The sequence below is a fragment of the Sciscionella sediminilitoris genome (assembly GCF_000737195.2).
Taxonomy (GTDB): Bacteria; Actinomycetota; Actinomycetes; order Mycobacteriales; family Pseudonocardiaceae; genus Sciscionella; species Sciscionella sediminilitoris.
The window spans coordinates 13317-34203 of the sequence record NZ_JALM01000102.1; the positions used below are offsets into that span (position 1 = coordinate 13317).

19 protein-coding genes are annotated in these 20887 nt (G+C 66.3%); 11 read left to right on the forward strand and 8 right to left on the reverse strand.

Annotated features, from left to right (window positions below):
- Window positions 1-20: 20 nt before the first annotated feature.
- The 11 genes from AD72_RS30540 (at window position 21) to AD72_RS30585 (ending at window position 11734) form a co-directional block, all read left to right on the forward strand.
- A complete protein-coding gene (locus AD72_RS30540; protein ID WP_031470102.1) occupies window positions 21-524 on the forward strand; it encodes a gluconate 2-dehydrogenase subunit 3 family protein in 504 nt (167 codons plus the stop codon).
- The gene (locus AD72_RS30545; RefSeq protein WP_031470103.1) at window positions 521-2188 is read left to right on the forward strand and encodes a GMC family oxidoreductase; all 1668 of its coding nucleotides are present in this window, start codon (window positions 521-523) and stop codon (window positions 2186-2188) included. The genes AD72_RS30540 and AD72_RS30545 overlap by 4 nt, the downstream gene beginning before the upstream one ends.
- On the forward strand, window positions 2185-3003 hold the full coding sequence (locus tag AD72_RS30550; protein ID WP_031470104.1) for an SDR family oxidoreductase: 819 nt from the start codon (window positions 2185-2187) through the stop codon (window positions 3001-3003). Before AD72_RS30545 ends, AD72_RS30550 begins: the two co-directional genes overlap by 4 nt.
- 16 nt (window positions 3004-3019) lie before the next feature.
- Window positions 3020-4198: a Gfo/Idh/MocA family protein gene (locus AD72_RS30555; RefSeq protein WP_051899182.1), complete on the forward strand. Its 1179-nt coding sequence runs from the start codon at window positions 3020-3022 to the stop codon at window positions 4196-4198.
- Between the two features lie 649 nt (window positions 4199-4847).
- On the forward strand, window positions 4848-5087 hold the full coding sequence (locus AD72_RS30560; RefSeq protein WP_031470106.1) for a fumarylacetoacetate hydrolase family protein: 240 nt from the start codon (window positions 4848-4850) through the stop codon (window positions 5085-5087).
- 289 nt (window positions 5088-5376) lie between these two features.
- Window positions 5377-5769 carry a 2-oxo acid dehydrogenase subunit E2 gene (locus tag AD72_RS38255; RefSeq protein ID WP_156365435.1) on the forward strand — a complete coding sequence of 131 codons (393 nt, stop codon included), beginning with the start codon at window positions 5377-5379 and terminating at the stop codon, window positions 5767-5769.
- A 410-nt stretch (window positions 5770-6179) separates the two neighbouring features.
- On the forward strand, window positions 6180-7259 hold the full coding sequence (locus tag AD72_RS30565) for an S-methyl thiohydantoin desulfurase family protein (protein ID WP_031470107.1): 1080 nt from the start codon (window positions 6180-6182) through the stop codon (window positions 7257-7259).
- Entirely contained in the window at window positions 7256-8842 is a 1587-nt protein-coding gene (locus AD72_RS30570) for a hydantoinase/oxoprolinase N-terminal domain-containing protein (RefSeq protein WP_051899183.1), read from the forward strand. Before AD72_RS30565 ends, AD72_RS30570 begins: the two co-directional genes overlap by 4 nt.
- Before the next feature lie 26 nt (window positions 8843-8868).
- Window positions 8869-9597 carry a RidA family protein gene (locus AD72_RS36035; RefSeq protein WP_082469246.1) on the forward strand — a complete coding sequence of 243 codons (729 nt, stop codon included), beginning with the start codon at window positions 8869-8871 and terminating at the stop codon, window positions 9595-9597.
- A gap of 119 nt (window positions 9598-9716) precedes the next feature.
- Window positions 9717-11333: a PucR family transcriptional regulator gene (locus tag AD72_RS30580; RefSeq protein WP_031470109.1), complete on the forward strand. Its 1617-nt coding sequence runs from the start codon at window positions 9717-9719 to the stop codon at window positions 11331-11333.
- Between the two features lie 104 nt (window positions 11334-11437).
- Window positions 11438-11734 (forward strand): hypothetical protein, encoded by a 297-nt coding sequence (locus tag AD72_RS30585; RefSeq protein ID WP_031470110.1) that lies wholly within the window; start codon window positions 11438-11440, stop codon window positions 11732-11734.
- A 294-nt stretch (window positions 11735-12028) separates the two neighbouring features.
- Here AD72_RS30585 and AD72_RS30590 read toward each other — a convergent pair whose 3' ends face one another.
- From AD72_RS30590 to AD72_RS30625, 8 genes are all read right to left on the reverse strand, one after another.
- Complete coding sequence (locus AD72_RS30590; RefSeq protein WP_031470111.1) at window positions 12029-13723, reverse strand: amidase; 1695 nt, start codon at window positions 13721-13723, stop codon at window positions 12029-12031.
- 2 nt (window positions 13724-13725) lie between these two features.
- Window positions 13726-14751 carry an agmatine deiminase family protein gene (locus AD72_RS30595; RefSeq protein WP_197285125.1) on the reverse strand — a complete coding sequence of 342 codons (1026 nt, stop codon included), beginning with the start codon at window positions 14749-14751 and terminating at the stop codon, window positions 13726-13728.
- Window positions 14752-14855: 104 nt separating this feature from the next.
- Complete coding sequence (locus tag AD72_RS30600; RefSeq protein WP_031470113.1) at window positions 14856-15446, reverse strand: TetR/AcrR family transcriptional regulator; 591 nt, start codon at window positions 15444-15446, stop codon at window positions 14856-14858.
- Window positions 15447-15465: 19 nt separating this feature from the next.
- Entirely contained in the window at window positions 15466-16425 is a 960-nt protein-coding gene (locus AD72_RS30605; protein ID WP_031470114.1) for an ABC transporter ATP-binding protein, read from the reverse strand.
- A 79-nt stretch (window positions 16426-16504) separates the two neighbouring features.
- Window positions 16505-17446, reverse strand: a complete 942-nt coding sequence (locus AD72_RS30610) for an ABC transporter ATP-binding protein (RefSeq protein ID WP_037347888.1) — start codon at window positions 17444-17446, stop codon at window positions 16505-16507.
- The gene (locus AD72_RS30615; RefSeq protein ID WP_051899184.1) at window positions 17443-18276 is read right to left on the reverse strand and encodes an ABC transporter permease; all 834 of its coding nucleotides are present in this window, start codon (window positions 18274-18276) and stop codon (window positions 17443-17445) included. The genes AD72_RS30610 and AD72_RS30615 overlap by 4 nt, the downstream gene beginning before the upstream one ends.
- Window positions 18273-19217 (reverse strand): ABC transporter permease, encoded by a 945-nt coding sequence (locus AD72_RS30620; protein ID WP_031470117.1) that lies wholly within the window; start codon window positions 19215-19217, stop codon window positions 18273-18275. The genes AD72_RS30615 and AD72_RS30620 overlap by 4 nt, the downstream gene beginning before the upstream one ends.
- Window positions 19214-20713 (reverse strand): ABC transporter substrate-binding protein, encoded by a 1500-nt coding sequence (locus tag AD72_RS30625; protein ID WP_156365437.1) that lies wholly within the window; start codon window positions 20711-20713, stop codon window positions 19214-19216. Before AD72_RS30625 ends, AD72_RS30620 begins: the two co-directional genes overlap by 4 nt.
- Window positions 20714-20887: the final 174 nt, after the last annotated feature.

Below are 20887 nucleotides of genomic sequence, written 5' to 3' on the forward strand. Positions count from 1 at the left end.
AGCGCCGGAGAAGGACTGAAATGGAATACCCACTGCTGTTCCTCAATCGTGCGGAAGCGGCCGTTCTCGACGCTCTGGTCGAGGAAATCCTGCCCGGCGAAGAAGGCTCGCCTGGGGCGAGCGAAGCCGGTGTCGTCGAGTACATCGACCGCTCGCTGGCCGGGTTCCTGCGGGAACTGCAACCGGTTTACCGCGCGGGGCTCGCCGCGCTGCGCGAGTTGGGTGACGGCGTCACGTTCACCGACCTCGATGGCCAAGCGCGGCAAGAGATCGTGGCCACGCTTGCGGAAAGCCCGGATTTCGCCGGACGGTTCTTCCGTATCGTGCGCGAGCACACCATCCAGGGCTTTCTCGGCGACCCGGCATACGGTGGCAACCGCGACCTGGTCGGCTGGAAACTCGTCGGTTTCCCAGGCGCACAGTGGGGATACTCGGCCGAGCAGATGCGGCCGGGCACCGATGCCAGGGAAATCCCGATGCTCAGCATCAAGGATCTGTACGCGCGGATCGGAGACGAACGGTGACCGAGCGATTCGACGCGATCGTCGTCGGAATGGGCTCCTCCGGCGGCATCATCGCCGAGCAGCTGACCGCGGCAGGGCTGCGGGTGCTCGGCCTCGAAAAGGGGCCGGACTACACCCAGGAGGACTTCCTGATCAAACAGGACGAGCTGCGGTACTACCAGCGTGGCGCCATCGTCGCCGGGGTCGATGTCGACCCCGTGACCTGGCGCGCCAACGAAGGTGAAACGGCGCGGGTGCTGCCATGGTCCGCGGGTGAACTCGGTTCGGACGAACCGCTGTACGGCCTGCCCTCCATCGGCACTGGAGGCGGCACGCTCCACTGGGGCGCTGCCGCATACCGCTTCCGGGAGGCCGATTTCCGGATGCGCTCCGCCATTGCCGAGCGGTTCGGCAAAGGGGCACTGCCGGATGGTTCACTCGCGGACTGGCCGATCAGCTACGCCGATCTCGAGCCGTACTACGAGAAGGTCGAGCGGGAACAGGGCATCTCCGGCCGGGCAGCGGACAACCCGTTCGGGCCACCACGTGAGCACGAGTACCCGATGCCGCCGGTCACGCAGGGACCGGGCGATGTGCCGTTCACCGCGGCGGCCGAGCGCCTCGGCCTGCATCCGTTCCGGCAGCCGGTGGCGATCAATTCGGTCGAGTACCGCGGAAGGCCAGCCTGCGTGAACTGCGGCTTCTGCCACGGCTATCCCTGCCATGTCAACGCAAAGTCGACCACGCAGGTCACCTCGGTGCCTGCTGCGAAGGCGACGGGGAATCTCGACCTGCGCCCCCTGAGCCGGGTACTGCGCGTGCACCGGACGAACGACGGCTCCCGGGTCACCGGTGTGACCTATGTGGACGGTTCGGGTACCGCGCACGAGGTCCATTCGGATCTGGTGGTGCTGGCCGCGTATGCGCTGGAGAACGTGCGACTACTGCTGGTTTCCGGGATCAACCGGGACGGCCAGGTCGGGCAGAACTTCATGACGCACAACTTCGGCTGGTTCACCTCCGTCCTGCCGGAGCCGACGAACCCGTTCCTCGGCACGTTCAACGCCTCGAGCGCGGTCGACGACTACACCTCGGAGTTGGTGCCGGACAACGACCTCGGTGTGCTCTGGGGCTCACCGATCATCAGCGTCACCGGGGATCTGCAGCCGATCGAGGCCTACCACCTGATGAACCCGAAGGTGCCGAAGTGGGGCCTTTCGCTCAAGCACTGGTTGCGGGACAACTACCTGCACCTGCACCGGATGTACTCGCAGACAACGAATTTCCCGCACCCCCGGCATTACTGCGACCTCGACCCGGACGTCAAGGATCGCTGGGGCCAGCCCGCACTGCGGATCACACACGACTGGGAGCCGCACGACGCGAACGCGGTCACGCTCATGGGGCACTACAAGGAGACAATCGCCCGCGAGATGGGTGCGAAGGACTACTGGATGGACGAGCCGCGACCGCCGTACCACCTCTCCACACACGATGTCGGCGTGCACCGGATGGGCGAGGACCCGGCCGCCTCGGTCACGAACGTCTACGGCGAGGTGCACGAATGCCGTGGCCTGTACGCGATCGGTGGTGGGCAATTCGTCAGCTACGGTGGATACAACCCGAACCAGACGGTCCAAGCGCTGGCTTACCTGAGTGCCGAGCACCTGCTGGAGCAGGCATGAGCGGCCGGTTCGACGGCAAGGTCGCCCTCGTCACCGGGGCGGGACGCGGACAGGGCCGCGGTCACGCCGTGCGGCTCGCCGCTGAGGGCGCGGACGTGGCGCTGGTCGACCTGGGCCGTGCGGGCACGGTGGAGCATCCGCCCTATCGGACGGCCACCATCGAGGATCTGCGCGCCACCCAGACGGACATCCGGGCGCTCGGCCGCAGGGCCGAACTGTTCGAAGTGGACGTTCGCGACCACGGGGCGCTGGTGTCTGCGGCGAACGAGACCGCCGAGCGCCTCGGCGGGATCGACTACGTGATCGCGAACGCCGGCATCACCGACGGGTTCCACAACACCTGGGAACTGCCGCCCGCGCACTGGCGGACGATGATCGACATCAACCTCACCGGCGTCTTCCACACCTGCCACGCAACCGTTCCACGGCTCATCGAGCGCGGTGCCGGTTCGGCACTGGTACTGGTCAGCTCCGTGGTCGGCATCAAACCGGTACCGCGACTCGCACACTACGTCGCGGCGAAAATGGCGCTGCGCGGGCTCGGCACGGCACTCGCCGCGGAACTCGGCCCGTACGGAATCCGGTGCAACACCGTGCATCCCGGCGGCACCGACACCGAGATGACCGCCGCGATGGCCGAACTGAACCAGGTGCCACGGGAAAACCTGCTGGCGGGTTTCCGGGCCGGTCAGCTCCTGCCTGGCGATCTGAGCGCCGAGGACTCGACGGCAGCCGTGCTGTGGCTGCTTTCGACCGAGGCACGCATGATCACCGGCATGGAGCTGGCCGTCGACGCCGGGGAAAGCAAGAAGTAACACAGAAAGGGAACGAATGTCTTCGGAGAAGGTGCTGCGCGTCGGCATCGTCGGGCTGGAGTTCGGGGCCGAGTTCATTCCGATCTACCAGCGGCACCGCAACGCGGAGATGTACGCGATCTGTCAGCGTACCGAGTCGAAGCTCAACGAGGTCGGTGACCGCCACGGCGTGGACGTGCGCTACACCGACTACGAGCGGATGCTGGCCGATCCGAACATCGACCTCGTCCACATCAACACGCCGTTGCAGCTGCATGCCGACCAGGTCGTCGCCGCGCTGGAAGCAGGCAAGCACGTCGGCTGCACCATTCCGATGGCCACCTCGGTCGAGGACTGCCGCCGGATCGTCGAGGCACAGCGGCGGACCGGGCTGACCTACATGATGATGGAAACCACGGTGTACAGCCGTGAATTCTTCTTCATCGAACAGAACTACCTGGACGGCAATCTCGGCAAGCTGCAGTTCTTCCGGTCCTCGCACCACCAGGACATGACCGGCTGGCCGTCCTATTGGGACGGAATGCCGCCGATGTACAACGCGACGCACGCGATCAGCCCGACGCTGGCGCTGGCCGGGCATCAGGCCGAATACGTCCAGTGCCTCGGCTCCGGCTCGGTGTTCGACCGGATGAAAGACACCTACGGCTCGCCGCATGCGATCGAGTCGACGCATATCAAGTTCCTCGACAGTGACATCGCCGCCGAGGTCACCCGGCACCTGTGGGCGGTCGCCCGTGAATACCGCGAGAGTTTCGACGTCTACGGTTCGATCCGCACCTTCGAATGGGCCCAGACACAGGACGCCGCGCACGTGCTCTACCTCGGCGAGACACCCGAGCGGATCGAGGTACCCGACTTCGCGCAGCGGCTGCCCGAGGAGATCCGCTCGTTCACCACCGCAGGCGTGTACACCGCGGACGGTGAGACCGAGCACCGTTCGTTCGTGCAGGGCGGCGGACACGGCGGCTCGCACCCGCATCTGGCGCATCGACTGCTGATGTCCGTGCTCGGAGAGGAACGCCCCTATCCGGACGCGGTGCAGGCCGCGAACATCACCTGCGCCGGAATCCTGTCCCACGAATCCGCGCTCCGCGACGGCGAGCGCGTACACCTGCCGGACTGGACACTTTCCGACCGGAAACCGTATGTCGTGGAACTGGCGCAGGACGTCGAGCCGCCGTGGGCGAACGCTTGAACCCGCTTGGGATGAAGACGTCCATCGCCTTGCCTCTGTTTCTGTTCCGCCCCGGATGAGTCACGACCCGCTGCGGTGGTGGTGGGAGCGGCCCCAGGAGCGTGTCCCCATGTCGTCGTGAGGTCTTCAAGCACAACGACTCGATGGCAACTATCCGAAACCAGCTACAGAGACGGCCCAGAGAGATCCAAGCGATGCCTCGATCGGAGGCGCAGCTGTGTACAGTGTTGTCAACTAAATGGCCGTGTCGGTTTACACGACGAAGTCGGGTATGAACGACGAGAATTCGATCCCACACGTGCCGCTGGCTCGAGGTGTGCGACCGGGTGCATGTCTGTTGCATGCCGGTTGCAGGTCGAGCGGAACTGGAGCGGAATGATGTGCTGAAGGGGTGCGAGCTGTGTCGGAGTGCGCTCAACGGTAGAACTGCCAGGGAGGTCATCGCACTGCGCACGCCGCAGGTCCTCGCAGCGCTTGAACGTGCCACGGTGGACAGTGCCTCCGCTGCGAAGCTGTTGGAGACGAGTATCGACCGGGTCGCTGCCGAGTTCGACTCCCGGTTAGGGAGCCCGGTCGTCCTGATTGCCATCGAGCGTGCCGCGCGGTCGCCGGAGCTCCGCCACGGTCGGCACCGACTTCTTCCGCGCCTGTGCCTACGACTCCAACCGACACCGAAAAGGTTGCGTACCAACTGATTTTCGACGTGCCTGCGCTCATCGAACACCTCTCGGGTGTTCTTCGCCTGCTTCCCGGGGACCTGATCTTCACCGGGACGCCCTCGGGCGTCGGTGTGGCGCGCAAGCCGCCGCTCTACCTCCAGCCGGGAGACGTTCTCGTCAGCTCGATCGAGGGCTTGGGTGAGATCTGCCAGCGGTTCGAGCGCGGCTGAGATCCGTCCAGTGGGCGAACAGACCACTTGACCGTCTGCTGGTGTGCATTCCGTCCACTGACAGCGGACCTTCTTGGTCAGGAAACTTCTTCTATGAAACGCATCTCGATCGCCTTCGGCGCCCCGAGGGATCCGGACGGTAGCTCGTGACTGAGTCGGTGCGGCGTACCGGTTGGCTCGTGGTCGCTCACGAGGCTTGGCAGGTCGGTGGGCTCGGTGCGGTCTCAGGGATACGACCTTGCCGACAGCGGACCGGGGTCGTGCAGGTCGTGCGCGATGTGGTTCGAGCATGAGCGCCACTCCTGGTCCGTGGCCTGTCCTCGAAGTGCGCGAGAAGCCGCGACCCGTCCAGCTGATCACCGCAGAGCGGCTACAACGAGGGCGGCAGACGACAGTCCCTGCAACGCTCATGGCCGAGGTTGAGGCAACTGGCGTGATCGCGCGACGTAGCCAGCTTGCGGATCGAGGGGTGCGCGCCGGTCTGACCTCCATCGTCACGGCTCGCTTGGCGAGCACGCTTGCACGTCATCCATTGGTGAACTGCCGGATCGACGGCGAAGAACGTGTCATGGGGCGGCGTCGACCTCGAGATCGTCGCGCAGGTCGCTCAGTTTCAGGACCGAGCAGGGCGCCGAAAAACTTCGTCCCGAGGACGTTTCCGGCGCACCGGTCCTACCGGTGAGCGTGACTGTCGACCACTGCGTCGTCAACGGAGCGGCCCTGGCTGCGTTCCTGACCGACCTGTGCGGCGAGCTGGAGTCGCCCCTTGAGACGGGAGATTGAGATGCACCAAGAGATCGAGGTTCCGGATCTCGGTGACGGTGTCACCGAGGGTTTCGTGCTCGAGTGGCTGAAGAAGGTCGGCGACCCGGCCGTAGAAGTCGCAGACACCGGCTGTTGGCACCCTCGTCGAAGCCGACAGCAGGGTGAAGGTCGGTCGACCCATCACCGTGCCGGAGCGATCCTGACAGTCGCGATCGAGCGCACGAGATGCGATGGGCAGCTTGCGCTGGCGAGAAGCCCCACATGTGGTTCCTGACCGCTGCGCAAATGGCCACCAACCGGTTTGCTGGTGTCGCACGAGGAGGATTCATGAAGGAAGTAACGATCGACAACATCGACGACTTCGCGGCCGGGGCTGCCGTCCTGGGCGCCGGCGGCGGATGGGGTCCGTATGTCCCCATGTTGGTGGTCAAGGACGCGGTGAGGCGATACGGCCCCGTTCCCATCGTGGCGCCGGACGACCTGCCCGCCGATGGACTGGTGATCCCAGTCGGGGCTGGTGGCGCGCCGACCGCGCTCGTCGAGAGGATCTTCGAGGGCTCCGAGTGGCGAATCGCGGTCCGGGCACTCGAGAAGCGCCTCGGGCGCAAGGCGGTCGCGCTGATGGCCGCCGAGCTTGGTGGCGGCAACGCCGTCTTGCCTGTCGCCGCGGCTGCCGAGCTGGGTCTGCCGGTGATCGACGCCGACGGGATGCGTCGGTGCTTCCCCAAGGTCGAGATGACGCTCTGGCAGCTGGAAGGCGTGCCGGCTTCGCCGGGTGTGGTTGCCGACACGAAGGGCAATGTGGTGCTGATCGAAGGCGTCGACAACTACGAGGTCGAGCGGATCACCCGAGCGACGCTGGTCCAGATGGGGATGATGGCCGTAGCGGCGATGTACCCGATGACCGTAAAGCGCGCGCATGAAACCTCCATCATCGGTTCGCTGACCTACTGCTACGAGATCGGCAAGCGCCTCCGCGCGGTCGCCGGTGGAGCCGGGAACGGCTACGACGACCTCCTGGAGTTCTGCGAGGGCAAGATCGTCTTCACCGGCAAGGTGATCGACCTCGAACGGCGCACCGAGGGCGGCTGGAATCTCGGCACCGTCACGCTCGAGCATTTGGCGGACTCCGACCGGATCATGCGTCTGGACTTCCAGAACGAGAACCTGGTCGCGCTCGAGAACGGTCGCCCTGTCGTGACCAGCCCTGACCTGATCACGACCCTTGACGTGGAAACGGCACAAGCCGTGCTCACCGACGGCCTCGCCTACGGCCAGCGGCTGCACGTCCTGGCGACTCCGGCGCACGAGCGGTGGCGGACGCCCGAAGCCATCGACCTGGTCGGGCCGCGCGCCTTCGGATACGACCTGGACTACGTCCACTTCTTTGAGGGAGCAATGGCATGAAGGAGCTTCGAATCGGTATCGACGTCGGAGGGACGAACACCGACGTCGCTGTCGTCGATCAGGACGGCGATGTCCTGGCCTGGCGCAAGGCACCCACCTCGCCGGATGTGTTCGAGGGCATCCGGGCAGCTCTTGTCGGAGTGCTCTCAGAGGTCGACGGCACGGCGGTCGGACAAGTCATGCTGGGCACCACGCATCCGGTGAACGCCATCATCCGCCGGTCCGGACTCGGCCGTGTGGCACTTCTGCGGATCGGCGCTCCGGCCACCCTCGCAGTTCCGCCGTTCGCGGAGTGGCCGGAAGATCTCGTGGATGTCGTACGAGGCCCGGTAGAGATTGTTCGAGGAGGTCACGACGTCGATGGCCGCGTGTTTGTCCCCCTCGATGGTGAAGCCGTTACGAAGTTCGCTGAACTGTGTCGTGACGTCGACGGCGTCGCGGTCGTAGCCATGAACTCGCCGATCAACGCCGACCACGAGCTCAAGGCGGTCGCGATCCTCCGGGGTGTACTCGGCGAGGACGCCATGATCACTGCCTCCCACGAGGTCAGCGGAATCGGTCTCCTGGAGCGCGAGAACTCAGCGATCCTCAACAGCGCCCTCGTCGACGTCGCACGGACGGTCCGCGACGGCCTCACCGGCGCGCTGGCCGACCATGGCATCACCGCCGAGATGTTCTTCACGCAGAACGACGGAACCCTCATGACTGCGGACGAAGCCGTGCGTCGGCCGGTGATGACCATCGGATCCGGACCCACCAACTCCATGCGGGGAGCCGCCTACCTCTCGGGGGTCGACAACGCCATCGTCATGGATGTCGGCGGCACTTCGACGGATGTCGGTCTGTTCGTCGATGGATTCCCCCGCGAGTCCGCACTGGCCGTCGAGGTCGGCGGCGTGCGTACCAACTACCGCATGGCCGACCTGATTTCGGTGGGAATCGGGGGCGGCACGATCGTCGGCTCGACGAGTCCGCCCCAGGTCGGCCCCGACAGCGTGGGCTACCGGATCACCGAGGATGCGCTCGTCTTCGGCGGAAACACACTCACTCTCAGCGACATCAGCGTGGCCTCCCGGCGAGCTCAGTTCGGCGATCCGTCGCTCGTGGGCCTCACCGACGATTCTGTGGAGGAGGTGCTGGCCCACGTCGACGAGCAGTTCGGCATCCTTGCCGACAGAATCAAGACCTCCCGAGGCGAACTGCCGCTGATCGCCGTGGGCGGGGGAGCCCACCTGATCCCAGACGCCATCCCTGGTGTGTCGAAGGTGATCCGGCACGACCTGTCTCCGGTCGCGAACGCCGTGGGAGCCGCCATCGCCGAGGCATCGGGAACGGTCGACCGCGTTTACTCCTACGACGAGCACGGCCGGGAGAAGTGTCTGAACGAGGCGCGGAAGGCCGCGACAGCCGAGGCTGTCCGTGCCGGCGCGGACCCGAACCAGGTTCGCATCACCCGGATCTCGGAGATCCCGATGACCTACGTCCCAGGCGGGAGCGTCCGAGTTGCGGTCAAGGCGGTCGGACAGGTGCTTCGATCGGCCGCGGTACGACGACCACATACCGAATCGAGGCGGATCTGCTGACCCGGGGCGCGGGGACCTGGTCCTGGATGGTGTCGTCGTCCTCGACGGCGCAGCGATCAAGTTCGCCGGGCCTCTGGGACTGCCGTGTCCACGTCACGGGCCGCACCGGGATCGAGAGCACTCAGTTCGCCTTCACCGACCTGGCGCTGCGAGCCGTGCCCGAGCTCCGCGCGGCTCTCGACGCGGTGGTGACCTCAGTACGCGAGCTCCGCGGCCTCGGCATCGCTCCGGCCAAGGCGGTCGAGGAGGGTGTGATCGACGGTCTTGCGATCTACGGCCGGAGCAGGGCTGAGCCCGGCAGGAGGACATGCCGACCTCCACGAGATGCGCTCGAGTGGGTGCACCAGCTCGCGGCCAAGGCCGGTGAGCGAAGCCCCCGAGTCCGCGAGCACAGTTCCTCGCGCGCGGCAGCCGGAAGGAGAACACACGTGAAGGTGCCGGTCACCGCAGCGGAGATGGACCATCCCATCCCGCTCAACCCTGGCGTCCTAACCAACGGCTTCTTGTTCACCTCGGGGTTTGGTCCCCAGGATCCGTCGACAGTGTCGATGCCGGACGGCATCAGGGAGCAGACGCGTGCGACACTCGCCAACGTGAAGCCGGTGCTCGCCGATGCGGGACTGGGCCTCAGTGATGTCGTGAAGGTCGCCAGCTACCTCCGCGAAATCGACCGGGACTTCGCTGCCTGCAACGAGGTCTACGCCGGGGTAATGCCGGACCCTGTCCGGCGCGCGCGACTGTCGGGGCGGATCTGATCCAGGGAATCTTGGTCGAGAACGAGGTCCTGGCAGCCCTCCGAACCTGAGGAGGACCTTCGGCGACCGGGCGCGGGAGATACCCGACGAGACCGGACGTGGCGGCGAAGGGTAAGTAGATGTCTGTCGTACTGAGCCAGCTCCTCGCGCTAGGCCGTCTTGACCCGTATACCGTGGTGGCTGGCGCCAATGGGCTGGATGCGCAGGTGACGGGGGTGCGGCCGGGGGAGTCGGTATCCGCTCTGGGATCGGTGCCGGTGGGCAGCCTGATCGTGTTCACGCGCGAGCAGCTGCCGCTCGACAGTCCCACGGCCGATCTCGCGGTCCGATTCGCTGTTGCTTCATCCGCTGCCGGCATCATCACGGAGACGCCTCTCCACGGTGTCGCGCTCTCGACGATAAGACTGGCGGATCGGCACGGGCTGGCCGTCATCACGGCCCAGGGGATCGACCAAAGCGCCGTTGTCCAAGCCATGGACGCGGACGTGCGCGCACCCGAGGTGGTCGGGTCCGGTCTTGTCGCCCGTGTTCTCGAGAAGCTGGAGTGCAAGAGCGGCTCCGCGCCTGTCGTGCTCGGAGTGCTTCGCGACGTCCTGGCCGCGCGCGTAGGACTCCTCGATGGCTCGGGACGTGTGATCGAGGGCGATGACCTGTTCTTCGACCTCCGATCCGATGAGAATCCTGCTCCGCCGCTCCCAGACCCCATCGTGAGCGCCCTCGCGGTGTCTCATCCAGCTCCGCAGACCATCGACCTCACGAACGGCTACATCGCGCTCCATCCAGTGGTCGTGCCGCCACGAGCGCGCGCGGAGCTGTGGTTCGGTGTCTACGCCCCCACAAGTGCTGGTCTGCTCCGGAGATCGGTTCGCCAGGCGCTCTCCATCGGGGCGTGGGCGTTCACCGCTGACTTGACAGCTAGATCACTGGCGAACGAGCTGGAGAGCCGAGACCGGAGCATGCTCCTCTCGGAGATCCTCGAGCACCCGGAGTCGATCTCGCGTCGGACTGCCGAGCGAGCGGCTGTTCTCGGTTGGCCACTCTTCGGTTGGCACACGGTTGTTCATGTGTCGCTCCCAGCCGGCGATCCGGCAGATCTGCCACCCGGTACCGGGCGCGACTTGGAAGCGGCCCTGGCGGACGCGGGTCTCGAGGTGTCGGTCGTCGATCGTCCCGATGGTTGGGTCTGCTGGCTGACCGACGAGGTCGCTCCAGACAGTGCTGAAGCGAGGACTCTGGCGGGCAAGGTGCGAGCAGGGCTCCTTGCCGTCGAGAGTGACAACGACGGCATTCGCCTCTGCGCCGGGATCGGTACACCGGCGCAAGGCCCTGAAGGCCTGGCGAAGTCGCTCCGGGAGGCGCGGAGATCCGGACTGTTGGCTGCGTCGAGGGAGACCATGGCAGCCGTTGAACGAACCGACCGGGTGGGGCTGAGCCGAGTGCTCTTTGCCTGGTACTCCTACCAACCGGCCCGCGATATCACGATGTCGGTGCTTCAGCCTCTGCACGATGCCGACCCGTCCGGCCAACTCGTGCGTACCCTGGCCTGCTACCTCGACTATGAATCGTCAGTGACCGACACGGCCGCCGTGCTGGGCGTGCATCGCAACACGATCGTCAAGCGCCTCGGTCGGATCAAGTCGGTCCTCGGCATCGATCTGACCGACCCGATCGACCGTCTGGCAGCCCATTTGGCCACCAGGGCTGAACAGCTGGCGGACCTGGACGGGCCGGGCTGAGGACTTCGCAAGATCACCCCAGGCTTGCGACGCCTCGGTCCGCGTGATCTCGAGACCTGCTGAGTCCGGCTATGTGCCCTTCGCACGTTCAAGGGCAATCCCCTGTGACCGAGGAGGGTCCCCTCGCTGGCAAGACCATCACCTACGTCGGCGGAGTTCCCGGAGTCGTGCTTCTGGATGGGATCGCCCGATGGCTCACGACCGCGCTCGACGAGCTGGGCGCGACCGTGGTGAACGTCTACCAACTGAACGCGCAGAACCAGTTCGGCCTCGGCGCCGCCAACCAGCGAAAGAGGCCGGCATTCCGGTATCCAGGCCCCGCACACGCCGGGATCGTCCGCACGACATCCAGGACGGCAATTCCGGGAGCCGCCAAGCCAGACACTCCGTCGGTCTGCTGATCGGGTCGGGGTGGCCGATGGGTCTGCCTGTTTCACGCCGGTTGTGGGTGGAGCAGAGCTGGAGAGGCGTGAACGTGTTGGAGTGCGCTCAACGGTAGCGTTTTCCTGCGGGTTCTCCGTTTGTACTGGTCGTAGGCCTGTCTCGACTTCTGGCAGTGTGGGGGTCACGGGGTCGAATCCCGCCAGCTCCACTCCGAGTCAGCACCCACCGCAGGCCGCAGGGCCCGCGGTTTTTCGTGTTGAGCCACGGGTGGTCGACTGCAGCCGGAGCAACATCCGGAGAGCGTCCGTGCCTCACCGCGTGCGGGGTGGCGTGGTGCGGCGCTGTCCGGTCGCTTCGAAGGCGGTGGCGTAGGCGAGCAGGGCGTTGTCCTGATAGGCACGCCCGGCGAAGGTCATGCCGACCGGCATACCGATGTCGGTGAGGGTGCCCATCGGGACGGTTACGGTGGGGATGCCGAGATGGCGTGGCACGAGGTTGCCGTTGGCGACCCAGATTCCGTTGCGCCAGCCGTGTTCGGCGGAGTTCTCGTCGACATCCATATCGGCAGCGCCGACGTCGGCGACGGCGGGAAAGACGACCGCGTCGAGGCCGTTGCGGTCCAACCAGTCTTCGAGATCGAGGCGGCGGGTGCGTTCGAGACCGCGCGCACCTTCGGCCAGCTCCGGGATATCGGTGAAGTTGCTGTATTCCTGGGCGCGCGCGAGGGCCGGGTACTGCGCGGAATCGCCGTCGAAACCGTGGTAGCGGTCCGGTAGCGCGCCTTCGGGCTGCGGAAAGATCAGCGCACCGTCGACCTTGCCGAGCTCGCAGAGTTCCGGATCCCCGTTGGCCCGCAGGAAATCGTCCCACCACCAGGCGCAGAGGTCGTTGATCTCCCTGCGCAGATATTCGGGACTCACCAGGCCTCGGTTCCGGATGGTCGGCGTACCCGGCCGATCGCCCTCGTAGTTGCTCACCACGGGGAAATCGACCGGCACCACTTCGGCACCCGCCGCCTCCAGATCGGCGCGCGCGCCCGCCCACAGTTCGAGCACGGTGGCCCGGATCCGGATGCGTGTTCCGGTCGGCCCGCCGATTCCCGGGTGCGCCGCGGTCCCGGCTTCCGGATCGGCGTTGATGTACATCCGCGGCACACCGAAGCGTTTCCCGGCCAGATCCGCCCCGCTGGCCAGTGCCGGAAAGGACTCCGGGCGTATCTCCGAGGCGGGCGGCAGCCGCACCCACGGTTGGCTGCGCCAGAAATCTCCCCGCGTTTCCGGGTCGTCACCGACGATCACGTCGAGCACCTCGAGGAGATCGGCCATGCTGCGGGTGTGTGGTACGACGACATCCATCGTCGGCACCAGTGGCCAGTTGCCGCGCACCGAGATCATCCCGCGCGAGGGTGTGTAGGCACAGAGGGCGTTGTTGGACGCGGGTGCCCGGCCGGAGGACCAGGTCTCCTCACCGAGCCCGAAGGCGGCGAAGCTCGCCGCGGTCGCGGTTCCGGAACCGTTGGAGGAACCGGAGGCGAACGCGGCGGTCAGATAGTCGGCGTTGTACGGGCTTTCCGCGCGACCGTAGACGCCCCGCTGCATGCCGCCGTTGGCCATCGGCGGCATGTTCGTCCTGCCGAGCAGCACCGCACCCGCGGCGCGCAACCGTTCGACCGTGAACGCGTCGCGCTGGGCCACGAGTCCCGTGAACGCGGGCGATCCACAGGCCGCGGTCAGCCCGCGGGTGAGATAGCTGTCCTTGACGGTGTACGGAATCCCGTCCAGCGGCCCGAAACAGGCCCCGCGCGCCCGCCGCCGGTCGCTGGCGCGGGCCTCCGCGCGGGCCCGATCGTTGAGCACCACCACGGAATTCAGCGTGATACCACCATGATCGTACTCCGCGATCCGGTCCAGGTAGGCGGAGAGCAGTCCTTCGCTGGTCACCCGTCCCTGTTCGAGCGCGGTGCGCAACTGCGCGATCGAGGCCTCGACGACGTCGAATCGGGACATGGTCAGAGCACGCCGCTCGGGATCTGCTGGGTGACGCAGTGCGGGCCGCCGCCCCCGAACGCGAGGGTTTTCCCGGGAACCGGCACCACTTCGCGGTCCGGGTAGAGACCGGCGAGCGCGGTGAGCACCTCGGCGTCGTGCCGCTGGCCGGTGACCGGGACGATGGCCGCACCATTGGCCAGGTAGTGGTTGGCGTAGGCGGCTTCGGCCTCTGCGGGGACATCCAGGGCGACCACCTCGATCGGTGCGCCATCGGCTGTCGTGGCGGCGCGCAGGGCCTTCAGGTTTTCCCGGGAACGTTCGTATTCCGGCGATGCGGGATCACTCGGCAGTTCGAGCAGCACCCGGCCAGGGGCGAGAACCTGGGCGATCCCGTCGATGTGACCATCGGTTCCCGCCGGACCGTCGTCGGTGCTGTGCCCGTACGGCAGCCAGACCACGGTGCGCACCCCGAGATGATCCCGGAACGACCGCTCGATCTGCGCACGGCTCAGTTCCGGATTGCGATTGGGGTTGAGCAGACACTGCTCGGTGGTGAACACCGTTCCCGTGCCGTCCACCAAGAAGGCGCCGCCCTCGAGCACGAGTGGCGCGTCGAACCGCCGTACCCCGAAGTGCTCGGCGACCCGGGCCGGGAGCAGATCATCGCTGTCGTACGGATGCCAGCGGTTTCCCCAGGCGTTGAACCGGAAGTTCACCACCGCGGGGGCCGCGGTTTCGGTGTGTGCCAGGAAAATCGGCCCGCAGTCCCGCGCCCAGGAATCATCGATGGGCAGTTCGAGCGGTTCGGTTCCGGCACCGCAGTATCGGCGAACCTCGCTTGCCTGCCCCGGATTGCACACCATGAACACGGGTTCGAAAGCGGCGATGGCGCGTGCGGTCGTGGCGTAGTCCTCCTTGGCGGCGTCCAGCCAGGTGTCCCACAGCTCGGACCGGCAGGGCCACATCATCAGGCAGGCATCGTGCGGGTTCCACTCCGCGGGCATGGCGAAGCCCTCGGCCGCCGGGGTCACTGCTGCGGTTGTCACGTTGCTCCTTGGGGGATACCGAAACAATTCCGAGACAAGTTTGGATGACGTCCAAATTTTTTGCAAGCAGACCTCGGCAGAATTTGCACGTGACTTCGGCGGATTCAGTCGAGCAGCGCGGAGGCGAGGCTGCGTGCCAAGGTGTCGAGCCGCTTCGCGGACATGTCCGGGGCCCCGATGGTCAACTGGATGGACAGCCCGTCGAGCGCCGAGGACAGCAGTGTGGCCGTCTCATCGAGGTCGGTGAACCGGAAAGTTCCCTTCGTACGACCATAATCGAGCACCTCGCGGAGCACATCGCGCCAGCGGGCGTCGAGTTCGTTGTGTACCTCGGCGACCCGTTCGTTGGTGGCCGCATCGGCCCACACCTGGAACCACAGCAGCCATCCGGGATCGCCGTGTTCCTTGGCGACGGAGATACCGATGAGGTGGTCGAGCCGATTCCACGGGTCCTCGATGGCAGCGAGGGTGGCCTTGGCCCGTTCGATCAGCGCTTCCTCGCTGAGCCGGATCGCGAGCATGAGCAGGTCCGACTTGGACGGGAAGTAATAGGTGACGTGGCCGGTGGTCATTCCGGCGCGTTCGGCGATATCGGAGACCCGGACCGCGGACAGGCCGAGTTCGCCGATCGCGGCCGAGGCGGCTTCGATGACCCGTTTCTCGCGTTCCGCGCGATTCTGTTCCCTCGTTGCCATGGCACCTCCTCGCCCGAGGTTACCGCGCGGATCCCGGTACGGCGTAGTGACAGGCGACGAAGGTGTCCTCGGTGATCGGGAGCAGTTCGGGATCCCGGGACCCGCATTCCGCTCCGGCGCTCGGGCACCGGGGATGGAAGGCGCACCCCGGCGGGCGGCTGTGCAACGAAGCCGGTTCGCCGCGCAACGGCACCGGCGGGGCCGGTTCGCCGATCCGCGGTGCGGTCGCGAGCAGGGCCCGGCTGTAGGGATGGTGCGCGTTCGCGAAAAACCGTTCGGTCGGCTGGGTTTCCACCACGCGCCCGAGATACATCACGGTCACCCGGTCGCTGATCTGCCGGACCACGGCGAGATCGTGGGTGATGAACAGCAGGGTCAACCCGAGCTCATGACGCAGGCGGCGCAGCAGGTTGAGGATCGCCGCCTGTACGGAGACGTCGAGCGCGGCGACCGCCTCGTCCGCGATGAGGACGTCCGGTTCCAGCGCGAGGGCGCGCGCGATGCCCACTCGCTGCTTCTGTCCGCCGGAAAGGCTTGCCGGGGCGGCCTTCGCGAGCTCGGCGGGCAGCTCGACCATGTCCAGGAGTTCGTGCACGCGCGCGGTGATCCGCTCGGTGGGAACGAGCCGGTGCACCCGCAGTAGTTCGGCAAGAGTCTTGCCGACGGTCATCGACGGGTTCAGCGAGGCCGAGGGATCCTGGAACACCATCTGCACCCGCCGCCGGTGTTCCCGATCGCGCCGGGTGGTCAGCAGCCTGTCCTCGAGCCGGATCTCACCCGATGCCGGTTGCACGAGGCCGACGAGGCATTTGGCCAGGGTGGACTTCCCACAGCCGGATTCTCCCACGATGCCGAGGCTTTCCCCGTGCACGACCTCGATGCTGACCCGATCCAGGGCGAGTGCCGGTGTCCGGCGGGTGAACAAGGACCGGTGGCCGTAATCGACGGTGAGCTCGCGGATGGACAGCATGGAGGTCATGGGAGCGCCTCTTTTCCGAGCATCGCGGGGCCGCCCACGGCCCGAGGAGCGCGGGAAAAAGGCGATCGGGCCAGCACGGTCACGAGAACCTCCCCTCGGTCGCGAACGGGAGAATACAAGCGGTCTGGGCATCGATCGGTCCGCGCATCATGTGTTCCGCCCACGCGCATTCGGGACGGGCGAACGCGCAGCGCGCGCGAAACCGGCACCCGGCAGGAAAAGCGTGCGGCGGCGGTGGCGAACCGGGAATCGGGGTGAGCGTGTCCTCGCGGCGGTCGAAGGCCGGAGCCGATCCGAGCAGGGCCGCCGTATACGGATGCTTGGGCCGGGAGAGCACCTGCTCGGTCGGACCGGTCTCCACGATCCGGCCCGCGTACATCACCGCGAGGCGTTCACACACCCGCGCGACCACACCGAGATCGTGCGAGACGAACACCAGGGCCATCCCGCGCTGTCCGCGGAGTTCGCCGAGCAGCTGCAGAATCTGGGCCTGCACGGTCATATCGAGCGCGGTGGTCGGTTCATCGCAGAGCAACAGGTCGGGATCACCGGAAAGCGCAGTGGCGATCATGACCCGTTGGCGCAGCCCACCGGAAAGCTCGTGCGGCCACATATGGAAGCGGCGTTCCGGTTCCGGGATTCCCACCTGTGTCATGAGTTCGAGCGCCCGCGCGCGAGCCTCGCCGCGGGAGGTCGCGCCCCCGGCTCGTGCTCCCTCCGCGATCAGCCGACCCACCCGCATGGTCGGATTCAGCGCGGCGAGCGGCTCCTGGAAGATCATCGCGGTCCGGCACGGCCTGCCGCCCGCCGCGTTCGCGAGTTCGACCCGGCCACTGGTTCCGCCGTGTTCCGGGAGAACACCGAGCAGGGCGCGCATCGTCAGGCTCTTGCCACTGCCGGATTCGCCGACGATTCCGAGCGCGCTGCCGGGCTCGATGCGCAGCGACACCTGCTCCACCGGGGTGATGGAACCGTTCAGGTGCACCGAAAGCTCGTGCGTTTCGAGTAACGGTGTGCTCATGTGCGCAGCCTCGATTCCATCCCGTCGGCGATCATGCTCAACCCGAGACCGAAGACCAGGACCACGAGCCCGGGGACCGTCGCGAGCCACCACTGCTCCTGGATATAGGGCTTTCCGGCCGCGATCATCGCACCCCATTCCGCGGTCGGCGGCTCGATACCGAGCCCGAGGAAGGACAGCGAGGCGAGGCCGAGCGTGGCGACCACGATGTCCGATGGGAGGTACACCAGCGCCTGGCCGAGCGAGTTCGGGGTGACATGCCGCCACAGCACCCGGGTCCTGGACAGCCCAGCGGTGTGCGCCGCCTGCACGAATTCGAGCTCGCGGATGCGCAGCACCTCGGTACGCACCAGGCGCGCATAGGCGACCCAGGCGACCACGGTGAACGAGACGAGAATGGAAACCGGCCCCTGACCGAGGGCGAAGACCAGCGCGATGATCAGGATATAGGTCGGAAAGGCCTGCACCACATCGGAAGCGCGCATGATCACCGCGTCGACCCAGCCACCGAGATAACCGGCGAGCGCGCCGAGCGCGGTCCCGAGCACGGCGGGCAGACAGGCACCGAGAAAACCGATCAGCAGATCGACCCGCGCGGCGAACACCATCCGGGTCAGTACATCCCTGCCGAGCTCGTCGGTACCGAGCCAGTGTGCCCAGCTCGGTGCCTCCAGAATGTGGAACACGTCGAGTTTGTTCGGCTCGTACGGGGTTATCACCGGAGCAGCGAGGGCCAGCAGCACGAACAGGCCGACGATCAGCACCCCGATCCGGATCCTGCGTTGCCCGCCCGAGGCCGCGCGGGCACCCAATACCGTGCCCAGGCTCATGATTCCACCTTCATCCGCGGGTCGAGGGCGGCGTTGACGATGTCCGCTGCGAGATAGACCAGGACCACGATCACCGCGAACAGCAGCGTGTATCCCTGAATCGCCGGAATATCACGCTGTTTGGCGGCCAGCACGATGCCCTGGCCGAGGCCGGGGAGCGCGAAGGTGCTCTCGATGATGACCGCGTCGAACAACAGGAAGCCGATGTTCAGCGCCAGCAGGGAAACACTGGGCCCGGCCGCGTTGCGCAGCACGAACCGCCCGGTCACGCGGCGCTCGGATATCCCGAGTGTGCGGGCCATGGTCACGTAGTCCCGCCCCCGCACCGCGAGAACACTGGCCCGGAGGCTGCGAATCTGCAGTGGTGCCACCGAGATCGCCAGGGTGAGGGCCGGAAGCACGATCGAACGCAGATGGCCGCCGAAGCCCTCGCCGAACCCGCCCGCGGGCAGGGCACCGGTAGGCAGGGCCACGGTGAGCACGAGCACGATACCGACCCAGAACGACGGCATGGCCAGGCCGACCATTTCCGTGGAACGGGTGATCGTGTCGGCGAAGCCGCGCTCCCGGCGTGCGGACAGAATTCCGGCCGGGATCGAGATCGCCAGCGAAAGCAGGATTCCGGAGACGAGCAACCACGCCGTGATCGGGAATCGCTCGCCGATCATCGCCGAAACCGGTTCACTCGATTTGAACGAGTACCCGAGGTTCCCGTGCAGCAAATCGTTGACATAGCGGAGAAACCGGACGAACACCGAATCGTCCAAGCCGAGCTGATGCCGCACCGCACGCAGATCCGCCTCCGAGGCACGCAAACCGGCCACCGCGCGAGCCGGGTCTCCCGGGGTGATCTGGAGCAGCATGAACACGAGGAACACGATCACCAGCAGCAGTGGTACGGCGAACAGCAGCCTGCGCGCGATGAAGGCGAACCGGTTCACGACCGGCCGACCTTGATCGTGTCCCAGTAGTACATCCCCCACGGCTCCGGGTGAAAACCGTGCACCCGTGCGCTGACCGCGTGCAGAACCTGGAACTGCGCGAGACCGATCGCCGGGAGCCTGGTCCGCGCCGCATCCTGCAGTCCGGCGATGAGTCGTCGCTTCTTCGCCGGATCGTCGGTGGCCCGGTAGGCGAAGTTCACGTCGAGCACATCCCGGGTGTCCATGCCGGAGAACAACCAGGAGGTGCCGGACAACCAGCTGAGCGGGTCCATGATGTCCGGTGACACTGGGCCGTAGGACCAGAGCACCATGTCCGCATCGAGCCCGTAGGCCCGGGAAAGGAACGTGCCGGTCTCCAAACCGGAGAGTTTCAGGGTGATCCCGACCTCGGCGAGATCGGCCTGCAACACCTGTCCGATCAGCTCGTCGACCGGATTTCCCGCGTCATAGACCACCTCGAGATGTACCGGTGCGCGCAAACCGGCCTGCCGCAAAAGAGTCCGCGCCTTCGCCGGATCATGCGCGGGTCGCGCACGACTCGGCGGCATCCAGTTCGGCAGATCGGGCGGAAGGATTCCGTTCGGCAGGGTGCTGTGTTCCCGGAACGCGCCGTGCTGGATCGCCCGGTAGTCGATCGCGTGCGCGATGGCCGCGCGCACCCGCTGATCCCGCAATGGCCCGGTGGTGGTGCGGAAACTCAGATGCTCCAGCTGACTCGGTGGTAGCCCCACGACCCGGCTGCCGAATTTCTTCGCGTCCAAGGCGGTCAGATACTCGACGATGTCTTCCTGCCCGGCTTGGAAGAGCACATCGGCGTCCTCGTCGACCACATCGATCACGATGCGTTCCAGGTACGGCCTCCCCGGCAGGTAGTAGAAGGGATTCCTGTGCAACACGATCCGCCCGCCCGGCGACCATTTCTCGACCGTGAACGCTCCCGCGCCGATCGGTGCGTCGAAGTAGGCTTTCCGATCCCGGCCGCCGAAATCCTTGGGGAACACCGCCGAGGAGGACCACGCCATCAATACGGGAAACGCACTGTCCGGCCCGTCGAGGACGAACCGCACCGTATGCGGATCGGGGGTTTCGACCCGGGCGATCTTCGCGTACATGTTCCCGTAATTCGGTCCCTGGCGCCAAATTGCTTGGGAGAATGCCACATCCGCCGAGCTCAGTGCCGAACCGTCGCTGAACCGCACATCCTTGCGCAGCATGAAGGTCCACGCGGTCTCGTTCCTGTTGTGTGACCACTCGCGTGCGATTCCCGGATCCAGCGATTTGCCGTCCGCATTCATCCGCAGCAGAGGCTCGAGCACGCCGTTCAACGTCTGATACGAGGCATACGTCGAAGCCTTGTCCGGATCCCAGCCATCAAAGGATTCCGCGCGAGCGACCCGCAGCACCGAACCACTCGCTTCGGACCGGGCGCCGCAGGCGGCCAGTGGCAACACCAGCAGCACCAGCACGGCGAGCGCCTTTGCTCTCCGGAACAATCTTCGTCTCCTCACCGTGCAAACTTTGGATGACGTCCAAATCAGTGTTGTTGAAGCCGTCTCCGGTGTCAAGACGAGGTTCACGTCAGCTAGTGGACTTGCGATATACGGGAGCTGCTGCCGAGCGCGGCGGGCCGGTTCCGGCTGTGCATGACCGCGCGGGTGCGCTCCTCC